This window comes from Stenotrophomonas sp. YJH_SMC_106-19 (assembly GCF_059368375.1).
On record NZ_JCAFRQ010000001.1, the window covers coordinates 1034654 to 1051361 of the forward strand.

12 protein-coding genes are annotated in these 16708 nt (G+C 67.4%); 6 read left to right on the forward strand and 6 right to left on the reverse strand.

Features of this window, described 5'->3' with window-relative positions; all coding sequences use genetic code 11:
- The first annotated feature begins 4 nt into the window (after window positions 1–4).
- Window positions 5–751 (forward strand): basic secretory protein-like protein, encoded by a 747-nt coding sequence (locus AC5P5M_RS04575; RefSeq protein WP_180875861.1) that lies wholly within the window; start codon window positions 5–7, stop codon window positions 749–751.
- A 96-nt stretch (window positions 752–847) separates the two neighbouring features.
- Here the strand turns inward: AC5P5M_RS04575 and AC5P5M_RS04580 are convergent, their stop codons facing one another.
- Window positions 848–3139 (reverse strand): NADP-dependent malic enzyme, encoded by a 2292-nt coding sequence (locus AC5P5M_RS04580; RefSeq protein ID WP_065175119.1) that lies wholly within the window; start codon window positions 3137–3139, stop codon window positions 848–850.
- A 230-nt stretch (window positions 3140–3369) separates the two neighbouring features.
- On the reverse strand, window positions 3370–4713 hold the full coding sequence (locus AC5P5M_RS04585; protein ID WP_053517411.1) for a dicarboxylate/amino acid:cation symporter: 1344 nt from the start codon (window positions 4711–4713) through the stop codon (window positions 3370–3372).
- Between the two features lie 332 nt (window positions 4714–5045).
- On the opposite strand from AC5P5M_RS04585, the gene AC5P5M_RS04590 reads away from it, so the two are divergent.
- Window positions 5046–6215, forward strand: coding sequence for an OprO/OprP family phosphate-selective porin (locus AC5P5M_RS04590; protein ID WP_053517412.1), 1170 nt, complete (start codon window positions 5046–5048; stop codon window positions 6213–6215).
- 68 nt (window positions 6216–6283) lie between these two features.
- Complete coding sequence (locus AC5P5M_RS04595) at window positions 6284–8929, forward strand: hybrid sensor histidine kinase/response regulator (RefSeq protein WP_495205608.1); 2646 nt, start codon at window positions 6284–6286, stop codon at window positions 8927–8929.
- A 312-nt stretch (window positions 8930–9241) separates the two neighbouring features.
- Here the strand turns inward: AC5P5M_RS04595 and AC5P5M_RS04600 are convergent, their stop codons facing one another.
- Genes AC5P5M_RS04600 through AC5P5M_RS04615 form a run of 4 tightly spaced genes read right to left on the reverse strand, consistent with a single transcriptional unit; the run spans window position 9242 to window position 13075 of the window.
- Window positions 9242–9889, reverse strand: a complete 648-nt coding sequence (locus AC5P5M_RS04600) for a response regulator (protein ID WP_495205609.1) — start codon at window positions 9887–9889, stop codon at window positions 9242–9244.
- A 60-nt stretch (window positions 9890–9949) separates the two neighbouring features.
- The gene (locus tag AC5P5M_RS04605) at window positions 9950–11005 is read right to left on the reverse strand and encodes an ABC transporter substrate-binding protein (RefSeq protein ID WP_495205610.1); all 1056 of its coding nucleotides are present in this window, start codon (window positions 11003–11005) and stop codon (window positions 9950–9952) included.
- Window positions 11002–12393 (reverse strand): sensor histidine kinase, encoded by a 1392-nt coding sequence (locus AC5P5M_RS04610; protein WP_065181726.1) that lies wholly within the window; start codon window positions 12391–12393, stop codon window positions 11002–11004. The genes AC5P5M_RS04605 and AC5P5M_RS04610 overlap by 4 nt, the downstream gene beginning before the upstream one ends.
- On the reverse strand, window positions 12386–13075 hold the full coding sequence (locus AC5P5M_RS04615; protein ID WP_053517418.1) for a response regulator transcription factor: 690 nt from the start codon (window positions 13073–13075) through the stop codon (window positions 12386–12388). The genes AC5P5M_RS04610 and AC5P5M_RS04615 overlap by 8 nt, the downstream gene beginning before the upstream one ends.
- A gap of 288 nt (window positions 13076–13363) precedes the next feature.
- Here AC5P5M_RS04615 and AC5P5M_RS04620 point away from each other — a divergent pair, with 288 nt between their 5' ends.
- The 3 genes from AC5P5M_RS04620 (at window position 13364) to phbB (ending at window position 16672) form a co-directional block, all read left to right on the forward strand.
- Entirely contained in the window at window positions 13364–14503 is a 1140-nt protein-coding gene (locus tag AC5P5M_RS04620; protein ID WP_065175123.1) for an OprO/OprP family phosphate-selective porin, read from the forward strand.
- Window positions 14504–14577: 74 nt separating this feature from the next.
- Entirely contained in the window at window positions 14578–15906 is a 1329-nt protein-coding gene (locus AC5P5M_RS04625; RefSeq protein ID WP_053517450.1) for a CitMHS family transporter, read from the forward strand.
- Between the two features lie 25 nt (window positions 15907–15931).
- A complete protein-coding gene (gene phbB, locus AC5P5M_RS04630; protein ID WP_053517420.1) occupies window positions 15932–16672 on the forward strand; it encodes an acetoacetyl-CoA reductase in 741 nt (246 codons plus the stop codon).
- Window positions 16673–16708: the final 36 nt, after the last annotated feature.

Below are 16708 nucleotides of genomic sequence, written 5' to 3' on the forward strand. Positions count from 1 at the left end.
CCCCATGCGCATTCGCCTGCTGCCCCTTGCACTTGCTGCATTCACCCTGCCCGGCATTGCGCTGGCCCAGCCGTCGCAGAGCCGGGCCTTCGATGGCCAGTTCACCCGCGAAGGCATCACGTTGCACTACCAGGATGCGACCGGTGCGCTGGCCGCACCGGCACGCCAGCGCATCGTCGATACGTTCTATTCCGCCTACCTGCGCGAACGGGCGGACTTCCACCCGGCGGCACCGGCCGAGGTGCACATCGTGATCGATCCGGCCTACGACGGCGTCGCCTACGTCGGCGAGAAGGACAAGGCGAGCACCATCACCATCAACCCGGGCTGGCTGGTGAAGCACCCCGATGACATCGACCTGGTGACCCACGAGGCGATGCACATCGTGCAGGGCTACCCGAGCTACGGCGACACGCGGGTACCGGGCTGGCTGGTGGAAGGCATCGCCGACTACGCCCGCGACCGCTACGGCACGGACAATGCCGCAGCGGGCTGGGCGCTGCCGGACAAAGTGGGCAACGGCCAGAGCGTGGAAAGCGGCTACCGGGTAACCGGGGCCTTCCTGAAATGGGCCGAAGCTGGACACCCCGGCCTGGTGCTGGCGCTGGACAAGGCCCTGCGCAACGGCCAGTACACCCTGGCGCTGTGGCAGCAGCACACCGGCAAGGGCCTGCCGGCGCTATGGGCCGAGTACGCCAAGCCGCGTTCGGATGCCCCGCCGCCGGCACCGGCACGAGGCGGCAAGCGCTGAGCGGTTGCGCCGGGCCATGCCCGGCGGAATGCCTGATTTGCCGCGCTGCGCGCTCGCCGGGCATGGCCCGGCGCTACCGATCGCGGTGACGAAGGATTACGCCTTCTTTTCCGCTTCCAGCTGTTTGCGGATCTGCGCATCGACCGCAGCAATGGCGGTCATGTTCAGGATGCGGCGCGAGGTCGCGCTGGTGGTCAGGATGTGCACCGGCTTGTTCACGCCCATCAGGATCGGGCCGATCGCCACGCCATCGGTGAACACACGCACCAGGTTGTAGGCGATGTTGGCCGCTTCCAGGTTGGGCAGCACGAACAGGTTGGCGCGACCCTGCAGGGTGGAACCCGGCAGCAGTTTCTGGCGCAGCGCCTCGTCCCAGGCGGTATCGCCCTGCATCTCGCCGTCCACGTTCAGGCGCGGATTGCGCTTGAGCAGCAGCTCGCGGACCTGGCGCATCTTCAGCGCGTCCTTGGAATCGTGGCTGCCGAAATTGGAGTGCGACAGCAGCGCCACCTTCGGTTCGATGCCGAACAGCTTCATGCGGTACGCGGCCTGCAGGGTCGCCTCGCAGATCTGCTCGGCACTGGGATCTTCCTGCACGTGCGTGTCGACGAAGAAGAACACGCCCTGCTGGTTGATGACGCCGGTCATCGCCGAGGTCGAGGTGACCTTCGGCTCCAGCGGCAGCACGCTGCGGACATAACCCAGCTTCTTGTGGAAACGGCCGACGATGCCGGTCAGCATTGCATCGGCTTCGCCACGCGCGACCATCACCGCGGCAATCAGGGTCGGCCGCGAACGCATCAGGTTCTTCGCCGCCGCCACGGTGACGCCGCGACGACCGGTCAGCCCGTGGTAGTACTGCCAGTATTCGTTGAAGCGCGGATCATCATTGATGTTGGTGATCTCGAAGTGCTCACCAGCCTTCAGGCGCAGGCCCAGGCGCTCGATGCGCGCTTCGATCACGTCCGGCCGGCCGATCAGGATCGGATGTGCGAGCCCTTCATCGACCACGTTCTGCACCGCCTGCAGCACCACTTCCTCTTCGCCTTCGGCGTAGACCACGCGCTGCTTGTCGGTGCGTGCACGGTCGTACACCGGCTTCATCATCAGGCTGGTGCGGTAGACGAACTGGGCCAGCTTGTCACGGTAGGCGCCCATGTCGGCGATCGGCCGGGCGGCCACCCCCGAGTCCATCGCGGCCTGGGCCACGGCAGCGGACAGCTCCACCAGCAGGCGGCGATCGAACGGGCGCGGGATCAGGTACTCGCGGCCGAAGCTCGGGGTTTCACCGCCGTAGGCCGAGCCCATGTCGGTCGCGGCGCGGCGTGCCAGTGCGGCGATGGCGCGCACGCAGGCGATCTTCATTTCCTCGTTGATCGCGGTGGCGCCCACGTCCAGCGCACCGCGGAACAGGTACGGGAAGCACAGCACGTTGTTGACCTGGTTCGGGTAATCCGAACGGCCGGTGCCGATGATCGCGTCCGGACGCGCCGCACGCGCCACTTCCGGCATGATTTCCGGGGTCGGATTGGCCAGTGCGAAGATCACCGGGTCCGGCGCCATGGTCTTGACCATTTCGGCGGTGAGGATGCCGGGCGCCGACAGGCCCAGGAAGATATCCGCGCCGTCGACGATCTCGGCCAGGGTGCGCTTGTCGGTGTCGCGTGCGTAACGCTGCTTTTCCGGGTCCAGATCGGTACGACCGGTGTGGATCACGCCCTCGCGGTCGAACGCCAGGATGTTCTCCGGCTTCAGGCCCAGCTGCACCAGCATGTTGACGCAGGAAACGCCCGCCGCGCCCATGCCCGTGGTCGCCAGCTTCACCTCCTCGATCTTCTTGCCGGTGATCGCCATGGCGTTCAGCACCGCCGCGCCGACGATGATCGCCGTACCGTGCTGGTCGTCATGGAACACCGGGATCTTCATGCGCTCGCGCAGCTTGCGCTCGACCACGAAGCATTCCGGCGCCTTGATGTCTTCCAGGTTGATGCCGCCGAAGGTCGGCTCCAGCGAGGCGATGATGTCGACCAGCTTGTCCGGATCGGTTTCGTCCACTTCGATGTCGAACACATCGATGCCGGCGAACTTCTGGAACAGCACGCCCTTGCCTTCCATCACCGGCTTGCCGGCCAGTGCGCCGATGTTGCCCAGGCCCAGCACCGCGGTGCCGTTGGAGATCACCGCCACCAGGTTGCCGCGGGCGGTCAGCTCGCTGGCCTGCTGCGGGTCGGCCTTGATTGCTTCACAGGCGTACGCCACGCCCGGCGAGTACGCCAGCGACAGGTCGCGCTGGGTCAGCATCGGCTTGGTCGCGGAGACCTTGATCTTGCCCGGCGGGGACATCCGGTGGTAATCGAGGGCGGCCTGTTTGAAATCTTCGTTGGACATCGACGTTGGATACATGAATGGGCAAGAGGGACAGGGGATCATACCCCCGTTGGAGCGCCCGGACCTGTCGCTATCCTGTCGCAGGCATGCTGCGACCGCACAATTCCCTGGCGTATGCGACAACCTGGAGCCACCAGCTTCGGCGCTGCCCATGACAGCCATGGGACGCCTTGAAACGCCGCGGGGCCGCACCACTCACGTGACCGGCCCCGCGGTACCACACACCTGGATCAGCCCTTGGCGGGCAGTGCCTCCGGCACGGCATCGACCGGCGGCGGCAGTTCGCTTTCGCGACCATCCAGCGCCAGCTTCAGGCGGTCACGGTCCAGTGCGCCTTCCCAGCGCGAGACCACCACCGTGGCCACGGCATTTCCGATGAAGTTGGTCAGCGAGCGGCATTCGCTCATGAACCGGTCCACGCCGAGGATCAGCGCCATGCCGGCCACGGGCACTTCCGGCACCACGGCCAGGGTGGCCGCCAGGGTGATGAAGCCGGCACCGGTGACGCCGGCCGCGCCCTTGGAGCTGAGCATGGCGACCAGCAGCAGCGCGATCTGGTGGCCCAGGGTCAGTTCGGTGTTGGTGGCCTGGGCGATGAACAGCGCCGCCAGGGTCATGTAGATGTTGGTGCCGTCCAGGTTGAACGAGTAGCCGGTGGGGACCACCAGGCCCACCACCGACTTGCTGCAGCCGGCCCGCTCCATCTTCTCCATCAGCGACGGCAGCGCCGACTCGGACGAAGAGGTACCCAGCACCAGCAGCAGTTCGGCCTTCAGGTAGCGGGCCAGCTTGAACACCGAGAACCCGCACAGGCGGCAGACCACGCCCAGGATGACCGCCACGAACAGGAAGGCGGTGATGTAGAACGAACCGACCAGCCAGGCCAGGTTGATCAACGACCCCACGCCGTACTTGCCGATGGTGAATGCGATCGCGCCGAAGGCACCGATCGGAGCAGCCTTCATCAGCATGTGCACCAGCTTGAACACCGGAGCCACCAGCGCTTCGAGGAAGTTCTGGATCGGCTTGCCCTTCTCGCCGACCGACGCCAGCGCGATGCCGAACAGCACGGCCACGAACAGCACCTGCAGGATGTTGCCGTCCACGAAGGCGCTGATCAGCGTCTTCGGGATGACATCCATCAGGAAGCCGACCAGGGTCAGGTCATGCGACTTCTCGACGTAGCTGTGCACCGCGGTCTGGTCCAGCTCGGCCGGGTTGATGTTCATGCCCGCGCCAGGCTGTACCACGTGGGCCACGATCATGCCCACGACCAGCGCCAGCGTGGAGAAGAACAGGAAGTAGGCCATGGCCTTGGCGAACACGCGGCCGACCGTGCGCAGATGGGTCATGCCGGCAATGCCGGTGACGATGGTCAGGAAGATCACCGGCGCGATGATCATCTTCACCAGGTTGATGAAGGCATCGCCGAGCGGCTTCATCTTTTCGCCGATCAGGGGTTCGTAATGGCCGAGGATGGCGCCCAGGACGATCGCCACGATCACCTGGAAATACAGCTGGCGGTAGATCGGCAACGGCTTTGCAGGCGCCGGGGCAGCGGTCGGGATGTGCATGGCGGACTCCGGGGAAGGGCGTTTTCAGGCACGTACGGCCCCGGAACTGCATGGGAGCCGATACCGTGGAAGCTGGTCACCGCCCCCCTCGCTCCATGCGCAGGGTGGCGACCAATGGACGCCTTTGTACGCGCCGGGCACGCCAACGCAGATAACCTATTGGTACTAGCCCCCCGGTTCAGGTGGCCGGGACCCCTAAACTGGCCCGGCATCGCACCGCGCCGGGAGGCCGGTGGCGCGGGCTGAACGGCCCGCGGCGTCCCTGCCCAAGTTCCGGCCCCGGCGGCCGTTGTTGTCCTGACCCTACGCAATCCGAGAGAGCCGCACCCAACATGCGCCCCATTCCCACCCTGCTGGCCCTGTCGCTGGCCGCCCTGCCCGCCTTCGCGTCCGCTGCCGATTTCGACAACTGGCCGACCAAGTACGCGTTCGGCGACGGCACCGAGCTGGCGGCCACCGCCAACATCGCCTACGACTACAACGATTTCTCCTCCGGCAGTGGCCTGGACGATGACGACGCCGTGCGCCGCAAGGAATTCGGCGCCACGCTGAAGAAGAAGGGCGTGTACGACGCGATGGTGTACTACGACTTCCAGGCCGACACCTGGCTGGACGTGTTCCTGCGCCTGGAGAGCAAGGCCTTCGTGGGCCGCGACATCGGCCGCTTCCGCTTCGGCTACATGAAGACGCCGGTCGGCCTGGATGCCAACACCTCCTCGCGCGCCGGTAGCTTCCTGGAGACCGCGCTGCCGGTGCAGGCGTTCTACGCCGGCCGCCGCACCGGTGTGGAATGGGTGCTGGAGCGCCCGCAGTACCTGCTGCAGGCCGGTGCCTACGGCGGCAAGGACCTGCAGGGCGACAACCCCGGCACCACGCAGGCGGTACGTGCGGTGTGGACGCCGGTGAAGGCGCCTGGCGATGTGATCCACCTGGGCCTGGCCTACTCGCAGGAAAACCCGCGCGGCTACCGCGATGGCCGTGACGTCCATCACGAGGCCAGCGCACGGTTGCGCGCGCGCCCGGAAGCCGGCCTGACCGACATCCGCTACGTGGATTCCGGCGCGCTGGTGACCGCCGACCAGATCCGCCGCACCGGCCTGGAAGGCATCTGGATCCGTGGCCCCTTCTCGCTGCAGGCCGAAGCGCTGCAGGCCACTGTCACCCGCAACGACGGCAAGCCCGACTACACCGGCCACGGCCAGTACGCGATGGCCAGCTGGGTGCTGACCGGCGAGTCCCGTCCGTACAACGCCGGCGCCGTGGCCAACATCAAGCCCGCCCACGACTACGGCGCGGTCGAGCTGGTGGCACGCTACAGCCGCCTGGATCTGGACGACGGCAGCATCCTGGGGGGACGTCAGCACGACCTGACCCTGGGCGCGAACTGGTACCTGACCAGCCATTTCAAGTTCCAGGCCAACTACGTCAAGGTCGATGCCAGCCGCCGCGGTGTGCACAGCACCCCGGAGATCTTCGAACTGCGCGCACAGATGCACTTCTGATCCGCGCCACGGTGCGGAATCCGGCGGGCATGCACGTCATGCCCGCCCTCACTGCGTAGACTGCCGCCATGTACTGGCTCGGCCGCCACCGGATGCTGCTGCTGACCCTCCTCGCGCTGGCCGGAGGCACCGTGCTGTGCGCGATCGCGGCGGGCCACTACGCGTGGCGCAGCGCCCTGGCGGCCGAGAGCACGCAGGTCCAGCGCCAGCTGCAGCTGTACGGCCAGGGCCTGCAGCAGCGTATCGACCGCTTCGGCACCCTGCCGCAGGTGATGGCACTGGACCCGGACCTGCTGCGCGTACTGCGCACGCCGCCCTCGCCCGCCGAGCGCCAGCAGCTGAACCTGAAACTGCAGCGCGCCAACCAGGTCACCCGAACCTCTACCCTGACCCTGGTCGGCCGCGATGGCGTCGCGGTCGCGGCCAGCAACTGGGACCAGCCGACCACCAACGTCGGCGAGGACTACAGCTACCGGCCCTATTACCAGCAGGCCCTGGCCCACGGCCGCGGCCGCTTCTACGGCATCGGCATGACCACCGGCGTGCCCGGCTATTTCATGTCCGAGGCGATCGTCGACGACCGCGGCCAGCGCATCGGCGTGATCGTGATCAAAATCGAGCTGTCGGCGCTGGAACAGGAGTGGCTGAACAGCCCGGACGTGGTGCTGGCCAGCGACAACCATGACGTGGTGTTCCTGTCCAACCGCGATGCCTGGCGCTACCGCCTGCTGCGGCCGCTGGGCGCGGACGAGCGCCGCGAGATGCTTGATGCCCGCCAGTATGCCGACCGCTCGTTGCAGCCCCTGCGGGTGCGTACCGAGGATGTGCTGGCCGATGGTGGCCGCATGGTGCGCCTGCTCGACCCGGTGCTGCCGCAGGCGATGCTGTGGCAGAGCCTGGCGCTGCCCGACGAACACTGGAACCTGCATCTGCTGCACGATGCCAGTGCCGCCACCAGCGCCGGACGCGGTGCCGCCCTGGCCGGCGCCGCTGCGTGGCTGGCGCTGGGGTTCCTGCTGCTGTTCGTGCAGCAGCGCCGACGCCTGGCCCGGCACCGCCAGCGCAGCCGCAGCGAACTGGAAACCCTGCTCAAGCAGCATGCACAGGAACTGCGCACCGCCCAGGACGGATTGCTGCAGGCTGCCACCGATGCCGACAGCGGCCTGAGCCGCAGCCTGGAGCACCTGCCGCAGGGCGTGGTGATCATTGATCGCGAACAGCGCCTGGTCGCCTGGAATTCGCGATATCTGGAACTGTTCCGCTTCCCGCCGGGGCTGGTCCGTGTCGGCCGGCCCATCGAAGAGCTGTTCCGCTACAACGCACGCCGCGGCCTGCTCGGGCCGGGGCCGATCGACGAGGCCATCGAGCGTCGTCTGAACCACCTGCGCAGTGGCCGCCCGCACATGCGCGAGAGCGAAAAGGACGATGGCACCGTTCTGGAGATCCGTGGCAATCCGCTGCCTGATGGCGGCTTCGTCACCAGCTACGCCGACATCACCAGCTACAAGAACGCTGCACGCGAACTGCGGTCACTGGCCGATGCGCTGGAACACCGCGTGGCCGAGCGCACCCATGACCTCGACGAGGCCCGCCGCGAAGCCGAACAGGCCAACCGCTACAAGACCCGTTTCGTCGCATCCGCGGTGCACGACCTGCTGCAACCGTTGAACGCCGCGCGCATGTTCGTCTCCGTGCTGCGCGGCAAGCTGACCGACCCGGCGCAGCAGCAGACCACCGACCACATCGATGCCGCACTGGCCGCGCAGGATGCCATCCTCAACAGCCTGCTCGACATCGCGCGACTGGAGTCAGGCAGCCTGCCCACGCGCGTGCATGCGTTCCAGCTGGGCCCGCTGCTGCGGACGCTGGCACGCGAGTTCGGCATCGCCGCGCAGACACGCGGGCTGGTCGTGGACTGGGTGGATACCCGCGCGGTGGTGGTCAGCGACGAAGCACTGCTGCGCCGCATCCTGCAGAATTTCCTGTCCAACGCACTGCGCTACAGCGAGCGTGGCCGGGTGCTGCTCGGCTGCCGCCGGCGCGGAGACCAGTTGTGGATTGAAGTGCATGACCAGGGCCCCGGCATTCCTGATGCGCTGCAGGGTGAAATCTTCGAGGAATTCCGCCGCCTGCACGATGGTCACCAGCGCGGCGCCGGCCTGGGCCTGGCGATCGTCGACCGTATCGGCCGCCTGCTCGGCCATCCGATCCGCCTGCGCTCGCAGCTGGGGCGAGGCAGCGTGTTCGCAGTGGGCGTACCTCTTGGCGATGCCAGCGCGATTCCCGCTGTTGCGCAGGCACCGGCGCTGGCACAGGAACCGGCGGCGGACAATCCGCTGCGCGGCCGCCGCGTGTGGGTGATCGATGATGATCCGCATGTCTGCGCAGCCAGCCGTGCCCTGCTGGAGCGCTGGGGATGCGAGGTGGTCCTGGCCGATGGCCCCCAGGCCGCGCTGCAGCTGGCCGGCGTGGAATCCGTGCCGGAACTGGTGCTGCTGGACGTTCGCATGGGCGACCATCACGGGCCGGTGCTGTACGAAGTGCTGGCCGAGCACTGGCAAGCACGGCCGCCGGTGGTGCTGGTGACCGCCGAGCGCGACGCAGGACTGCGCGAAATGGCGGCCGAACGAGGCTGGGGCATGATGGCCAAGCCGGTGAAGCCGCCGGCGCTGCGGGCGCTGATGAGCCAGTTGCTGATCCGCCATCGCGGGTGATTCCAGCCAACGGCGCAGCCCCTCGCGGGTGACACGTAAAGCAGTCCATGGTTGAGGCCGGGCAGGTTCCTTATTCGTCCACCCACGTGGAAGAAAAAGAAGATCAAACGCGGGTCGCGACGCCGCGCGTGCTCGTGTAGAGCCGAGCCCATGCTCGGCTCCACAGAAGGCGGCCGGACAGGCTGCTTTTGCTTTTGATCTTTTCCCTTTTCCGTGGGTGGCAGGCCACCGAAATCTGTCAGAGATCGGCCGGGTTGGGTTCGCGGGGGCGTCCGCCGCATGGATGCGGCAGCCAAGCCTCCAGGGACGGATTCACGGCGCTCCCGCATCACCTTCCGGCTCAAGCGCCTTCACCAGCACCGCGGCCTGCGTGCGGCTGTGGCATTCGAGCTTCTTCAGGATCGCGGTGACATGCACCTTCACCGTGTTTTCGGCCAACCCCAGCGTGTAGGCAATCTGCTTGTTGAGCAGGCCATCGGCCAGGCACAGCAGCACCCGGAACTGCTGCGGTGTCAGCTGCGCCAGGCGGCTGGCCAGCAGTGCATCGGCCTCAGAACGCTCGGCCGCCATCGCCGGGAACCACAGGCCACCCTCCAGCACCGCCGTCACCGCCTCGCCAATGGTCTCGGCGGGCGCCGACTTCGGGATGAAACCGGCTGCGCCGAACTGCTGCGCGCGCCGGATCACCCGGGGATGATCGTTGGACGACAGGATCACCACCGGAATGTCCGGATGCGAGCCACGCACGTGCAGCAGCGCGGAGAAACCGTGGGCACCGGGCATGGTCAGGTCGAGCAGCACCAGGTCCACGTCAGGATGCGCATCCAGCGCCTCGGCGAGCGCTTCGGCACTGGCCACCTCGCGCACCTGGGCAAGTGGCAGGCTGTGCCGCAATGACTGCACCACCGCCGAACGCAGCAACGGGTGGTCATCGGCGATCAGGATGGTGTATTCGCTCATGCGGCCATTGTACGGGCAGCGCACTGCATCCGCCGGGCATGGCCCGGCGCTACCAGGGCATCAGCGCCCCGCCGGCTCCACGCTGCTGCGCCAGGCATCGAAGAACTGGCGCCGCTTGAGCGCGTCCAGGTAGACCAGCAGTCCCGGCCCGAGCTGGATCGGGCGCCGGCTGCGACCGGGCGCATCATCGCGCCGGGCATCGCTGCGCACGATCGGCATCAGCCGCGCCTCGCGGGACAGCACCTGCTGGCCACGCGGCGACAGCAGGTAATCGAGGAAACGCCGCGCCTCCTCCGGATGCGGACCGGTGCGCGGGATCACGGCCGTGCGCAGCACCACCAGCGTGTAGTCCTCCGGCTCGATGATGGCCAGTGGCGCGCCGGCATCGATGCGCGCCTGCGCGTACGAGCCGAGCACGTTGTAGACCAGCGACAGCTGGCCGCTGGCAACCTTGTCCAGCAGCACCCCGGTGCGCTCCTCGCGAACCACCTCGTTGTCGCCGAGCGCCCCGAGCAGCGCACCGGCAATACTGCCACGCTGCGCATCCTGCGTGGCCAGCAGGTAGCCCACACTGCTGCGTTCGATGTCGTAGGTGCCCACCCGTCCGCGCAGGGGCGCGCCTTCCGCGCGCAGCAGGTCCAGCAGCTGCCGGCGTGTATGCGGCACCTTGGCAGCAGGCAATGTGCGCGTGTTGTGGACCATCACCACCGGCTCGTAGCTGATCCCGAATGCCTCGCCCCGCCACTGTGCCCAGGCCGGCAGCGCCGCGGTCTGCGCCGAGCGGTGTGGCAGGGCATGACCGTCATTGACCAGCTTGGTCTGCAGGTCCATGCCGCTGGAGATCAGCAGATCCGGCGACGCAGGGCTGGTGCGGTCCTGCAGGTAACGCGCGTACAGATCCTGGGTGATGATGTCCTCGTACACCACTTCCGTGCCGGGATGCAGCCGCTGGTAGTCGGCGATCACCACCGCGAACACCTCGATGTCGGTGGTGCCGTGGATGCGCAGCTGGGCAGTGGCGCTCTCACGTGCGGGGAAACGGCGCACATCGCCGGGTGCAGCCTGCGCAGGCAGAGCCAGCAGCAGCGCGATGACGGCGGCAAACAGGCGGATCATGGGTTGCTCCGGGGCAGGCGGATGGTGGCGATCAGCCCCCCCTGCGGGCGGTTGCTGAGGTCGATATGGCCTGCATGGCTGTCGATCACGCGTTTGACGATGGCCAGCCCCAGGCCGGCGCCACCGGATGGCACGCCTTCGCCACGGGCGAATCGCTCGAACACCCGTTCGGCGTCGGCCGCGGCGATGCCCGGGCCGTGGTCGGCAATGGTCAGCACCGCCTGGCCGCCCTCGACCGTCAGTGCGATCTGCAGCGGACCATCGCCGCCATACTTCAACGCATTGTCGACCAGGTTCTTGATCGCCTCGCGCAGCAGCAGCGCATCGCCGTGCACATGCACCTGCTCGGAAGTGACGGCCAGCTGCACGCGCGGCGCGGGACCGGCCTGCGGCAACGCATCGTGCAATGCCTGGTGCACGGTTTCTGCCAGATCCACCGGCGCGAACCGCTGCAGATGCGAACGGTGGATCACGCTGGCATCGCTGAGCAGCTGGTTGAGCAGCCGGCTCATGTGCGTGGCATTGCGCTCGATGGCCTGCAGGCTGCGCCGCATGTCCTGCGGGTCGTCATCATCCAGCGCCAGCTGCGCCTGCGCGCGCAGGGCGGCCAGCGGGGTACGCATCTGGTGCGCGGCTTCCGCCATGAACGCGCGCAGGGTCTCGTTGCTGCTCGACAGCCGCTCCATGAAGCGGTTCAGCGCCGCCACCATCTGGTCCATCTCACGGGGCACACGTGCATCCAGCGGCTTCAGGTCCGACGGTTCACGGCGCGAGAGTTCGCGTTCCACCCTCACCAGTGGCCGGAATGCACGGTGTACACCGAAGGCGACCAGCGCCAGCAGCAGACCGGACAGCACACCGATCGCCAGCAGCGACCGGTTGACCATGTCCTGCGCCACCGCCTCGCGCGCGCGCCGGGTCTGGCCGACCTGCACCAGCACCTCGCCCTGCGCGGACGCAGCAGCGAAGCTGCGGCCCACCACCACGAAGCGCACGGTCTCACCGCTGTAGCGCGCATCGAAGAACTGCGGTTGGCTTCCCGGGCGCCGGGGTGGCACCGGCAGGTCGCCGTAGCCAGTGATCAGCGTGCCGCGACTGTCCGCGACGCGGTAGAACACCCGGTCCTCCGGCGCCATCGCCAGCAGGTCGAGCGCCGCGTACGGCAGGTCGACCTGCCATTGGCCATCGGCCAGCGCCACCGAATCGGCGATGGACAGTGCAGAGGACGCCAGCAGGTGATCGTAGGAGCGGTTGGCCGCACGCTGGCCGTAGTCGCGTGCGGCAAACAGCAGGGCGACTGCGAACACCGCCAGCAGCGCACCCAGATACAGCAGCAGGGTCCGCCGCAGCGAACCCGGCGCGGCCGCTGCCGGGCGCGCGTCAGCCATCGCTGTCCACGCCTTCGTCGCGAGCCTCGAGCAAGTAACCGACGCCGCGCACGGTCGTGATGCGCAGCGGCGCGTCGGCGAGCTTCCTGCGCAGGCGGCCGACGTAGAGCTCGATCGCGTTCGGCCCGGCCTCGTCATCGAAGCCGAACAGGCCGTTGCCGATCTCATCCTTGCCGACCACGTGGCCCAAACGGCCGACCAGGATTTCCAGCAGACGGTACTCGCGGTTGGGCAGCTCGATCGGCTCGCCATCCAGGGTGACCCGATGCGCGGCATTGTCGAACTGGAAGCCGCCCACCTGCACCACCTCACTGGCCTGGCCGCGGGCCCGTCGCAGCAGCACGCGGCAACGCGCCTCGAACTCGCGGAAGTCGAAGGGCTTGCCGAGATAATCATCGGCACCCACGTCCAGCGCCTGCACGCGGTCCTCGATGCCGTCGCGCGCGGTCAGCATCAGCACCGGCGTGCTGTCGCCGCGCTCGCGCATGCCGGCCAGCACGCGTAGCCCATCAAGCTTGGGCAGGCCGATATCCAGCACCACCAGATCGAAACTCTGGTAGCGCAGCACGCTTGCGGCGGCCAGGCCATCGGCCTGCCAATCCACCGCGTGCCCACTGCGGCGCATGCGACGGATGATCGCATCGGCCAGATCCGGGTTGTCTTCAACCAGCAGCAGGCGCATGGGGACAAGCGTGGGAGGGGAAGCGAATGCTACCGCATGCCGCCCGGCCTGCCCGCCGGGCGTGGACCGGCGCTACCGGACAGCCTGCACGGGGGTAGCGCCGGGCCAGCCCCGGCGAGCGCAGCGGCCGCTTTTACGCTGCAACGCACAAACCGCTGACAGGCGGATGACAGCTTGCGCGACCCAGACTGCGGCCGCGCACCATCCGGTGCCCACGATTGCCGCGCGCCTGGCGCGCACCTGGGAGGGTTTGTGGAATTCACGTTTGCCTGGCCGCGTTCCGCCGCCATGATGGCCCTGGCTGCGTTGGCCGCGCCGGCCTTTGCCGCTGATGACGAGCGGCCGGTCACCGCCACGCTGGGCGGTCGCCTGCATCTGGACTTCGCCACGTTCGACAATGACAACCGCGGTACGCCGAACAAGGATGACACCGAGATCCGCCGCGCCTGGCTGGATGTCTCCGGCAGGTTCTTCGTGGTTGACTACAAGATGGAAGCCGACTTCTCCGGCGACCGTGTAGAAGCCAAGGACGTCTACCTGGCACGCAGCTTCGGCAAGGCCGGCAAGCTGACGGTCGGCCAGTTCAAGCAGTACTTCTCGCTGGATGACCGCACCAGCTCCAACTACGGCAGCTTCCTGGAGCGCGGCAATGCCGGTACCACGCTGGCGCCGCTGTACCGGCTGGGTGCCTCGTGGCAGGCCAATCCGGGTGACTTCACCTGGGCCGCCAGCGTCTACAGCCTGGAGAGCATCGATGCCTGGCAGGTGAAGGGGCGCGCCGCCGGCGGCCGCGTGACCTGGGCGCCCTCGCCCAGCGACGGCGATGTACTGCACCTGGGCCTGTCGCTGGCGCGTGAGGCGTACGACAACCCTGGCGCCAACGGTGTGCCGGCTCTGCGCATCCGCCCGCGCCCCGCCGGCCATCTGTCCGATGAGAGCCGCCTGACCCTGGTCGATTTCTCCGCAGGCCGCGATACCGACGTCAACAAGTGGTCACTGGAGTACGCCCAGGTCCGCGGCCCGTTGTCATGGCAGGGCGAGTTCAGCGGTGCGACCTTCGATGACGGCGCCCAGCGCGGCGACGTCATGGCCGGCTACGGCATGCTCAGCTGGTTCGTTACCGGCGAGAGCCGCGCCTACGACCGCAAGACCGGCCGCTTCGCCAGGGTGAAGGACATCCGCCACAAGGCCGGTGCCTTTGAAGTCGCGCTGCGCTACGACCGGATGTGGGGCGCGCAGCACCTCGACGGCGCTCCCGACCTGCGCCGCGGCAGTACCGAAGCCTGGACGCTCGGCGGCAACTGGTACCTGCGCGACAACCTGCGATTCATGCTCAACGTCATCGAAAGCCGCAACCGTGACCGCCTGGCCGGGATCACGGTGGACCGCACGCGCGCCGTGACCGGCCGCCTGCAGTACGACTTCTGAACCTCTTCCGCGCCCCCCCTCCGCACCCGCCCCTCCCTTTCCCACGTCCTGTTTTCTCAAGGAGTCCGCAGATGATGCTGAGCATCCTCGGCTTTGGCATGGTCATTACATTCATGTACTTGATCATGAGCAAGCGGCTGTCACCGCTGGTGGCCCTGATCACCATCCCGATCCTGTTCGCGCTGATCGGTGGCTTTGGCGCCGGCATCGACGAAATGATGCTGGAAGGCATCAAGAAGATCGCGCCGACCGGCGTGATGCTGATGTTCGCCATCCTCTACTTCGGCGTGATGATCGACGCGGGACTGTTCGATCCGCTGGTGCGGGTGATCCTGCGCTTCGTCAAGGGCGATCCGATGAAGATCGTGCTCGGCACCGCCGTGCTGGCGATGCTGATCTCGCTCGATGGCGATGGCTCGACCACGTACATGATCACGGTCTCGGCAATGCTGCCGCTGTATCAGCGGCTGGGCATGAACGCGCTGAACATGACCTGCGTGACCATCCTCGCCGGTGGCGTGATGAACCTGACTCCGTGGGGCGGCCCGACCGCACGCGCCGCCACCGCACTGCACGTTGATCCTGCTGATGTGTTCGTGCCGCTGATCCCGTCGATGGTGATCGCCTGCGCGGGCGTGCTGCTGCTGGCGTGGTACCTGGGCCTGAAGGAACGCCGCCGGCTGGGCGTGGTGACGCTGCCCAAGGGCGGCAGCTGGATGGACAGCAGCGTGTCCGACGACAGCAATGCGCTGCCGACGGTCGAGGATGCCGAGGACATCAAGCGGCCCAAGCTGCTGTGGGTGAACCTGGTGCTGACCCTGGTCCTGATGACCGCGCTGATCGTCGGCGTGCTGCCGATGCCGGTGCTGTTCATGGTCGGCTTCGCCATTGCCCTGGTGATCAACTACCCGAACCTGGCCGAGCAGCGCCGTCGCGTGGTCAACCACGCCGGCAACGTGCTGTCGGTGGTGTCGCTGATCTTCGCGGCGGGCATCTTCACCGGCATCCTCAACAACACCGGCATGGTCGAGGCGATGTCGCACAGCTTCCTGGCGGTGATTCCGGATTCGTGGGGCCCCTATCTGGCGGTGATCACTGCCGTGGCCTCGATGCCGTTCACCTTCTTCATGTCCAACGACGCGTTCTACTTCGGCGTGTTGCCGATCCTGTCCGAAGCCGCTGGCAACTACGGCATCACGCCGGTGGAAATGGCCCGCGCCTCGCTGGCCGGCCAGCCGGTGCATCTGCTCAGCCCACTGGTGCCCTCCACCTACCTGCTGGTGGGCCTGGCCAAGGTCGAGTTCGCCGACCACCAGAAATTCACCCTGAAGTGGGCCATCGCCATCTCGCTGCTGTTGATGGTCGGCAGCCTGCTGTTCGGCCTGTATCCCCTCGCCGCCTGATCCCGTTACCAAGGAGCGTTCCGCAATGACTCTTCGCATCGCTTACGTCACCAGCGGCATGGGCAGTGTCGGCACTGCCATCTGCCAGAGCCTGGCCCGCGCCGGCCATACGGTTGTTGCCGGCTGTGCGCCGAACTCGCCGCGCAAGGCCAACTGGCTGCGCGAGCAGCGCGAGCAGGGCTTTGACTTCATCGCCTCCGAGGGCAATGCCACCGACTGGGCCTCGACCAGCGCCGCCTTCGCCAAAGTGCGCGCGGAAGTGGGTGAAGTGGACGTGCTGGTCAACAACTCCGGCGGCAGCCGCGACCTGCTGTTCCGGCAGATGACGGTGGAGGACTGGAATGCGGTGATCGCCTCCAACCTCAACGCGCTCTTCAACCTGACCAAGCAGGTGGTCGATGGCATGGCCACGCGGGGCTGGGGACGCATCATCAACATCGGTTCGGTCAGCGCCCACAAGGGGCAGATCGGCCAGGTGAACTACGCCACCGCCAAGGCCGCCATGCATGGCTTCAGCCGGGCGCTTGCCGCTGAAGTAGCGTCACGCGGAGTGACGGTCAACACGCTCTCGCCGGGCTACATCGCCAGCCAGGCCATCAGCAGTTTCCCCCCGGATGTCCTGGACCGCCTGGCCGCATCGGTGCCGGTACGGCGCCTGGGCCGTCCGGAAGAAGTCGCCGGCCTGTGCGCCTGGCTGGCCTCGGACGAGGCGTCGTATGTGACCGGCGCCGATTATCCGGTCAATGGTGGGCTGTACATGGGCTAATGAGCCGCCCTGGGTGCGCCGCCAACGCGGCGGCGC

Coding starts and splice junctions, on each gene's coding strand:
- AC5P5M_RS04575 (WP_180875861.1), top strand. CDS start 5: ATGCGCATTCGCCTGCTGCCCCTTGCACTTGCTGCATTCACCCTGCCC.
- AC5P5M_RS04580 (WP_065175119.1), bottom strand. CDS start 3,139: ATGTCCAACGAAGATTTCAAACAGGCCGCCCTCGATTACCACCGGATG.
- AC5P5M_RS04585 (WP_053517411.1), bottom strand. CDS start 4,713: ATGCACATCCCGACCGCTGCCCCGGCGCCTGCAAAGCCGTTGCCGATC.
- AC5P5M_RS04590 (WP_053517412.1), top strand. CDS start 5,046: ATGCGCCCCATTCCCACCCTGCTGGCCCTGTCGCTGGCCGCCCTGCCC.
- AC5P5M_RS04595 (WP_495205608.1), top strand. CDS start 6,284: ATGTACTGGCTCGGCCGCCACCGGATGCTGCTGCTGACCCTCCTCGCG.
- AC5P5M_RS04600 (WP_495205609.1), bottom strand. CDS start 9,889: ATGAGCGAATACACCATCCTGATCGCCGATGACCACCCGTTGCTGCGT.
- AC5P5M_RS04605 (WP_495205610.1), bottom strand. CDS start 11,005: ATGATCCGCCTGTTTGCCGCCGTCATCGCGCTGCTGCTGGCTCTGCCT.
- AC5P5M_RS04610 (WP_065181726.1), bottom strand. CDS start 12,393: ATGGCTGACGCGCGCCCGGCAGCGGCCGCGCCGGGTTCGCTGCGGCGG.
- AC5P5M_RS04615 (WP_053517418.1), bottom strand. CDS start 13,075: ATGCGCCTGCTGCTGGTTGAAGACAACCCGGATCTGGCCGATGCGATC.
- AC5P5M_RS04620 (WP_065175123.1), top strand. CDS start 13,364: ATGATGGCCCTGGCTGCGTTGGCCGCGCCGGCCTTTGCCGCTGATGAC.
- AC5P5M_RS04625 (WP_053517450.1), top strand. CDS start 14,578: ATGCTGAGCATCCTCGGCTTTGGCATGGTCATTACATTCATGTACTTG.
- phbB (WP_053517420.1), top strand. CDS start 15,932: ATGACTCTTCGCATCGCTTACGTCACCAGCGGCATGGGCAGTGTCGGC.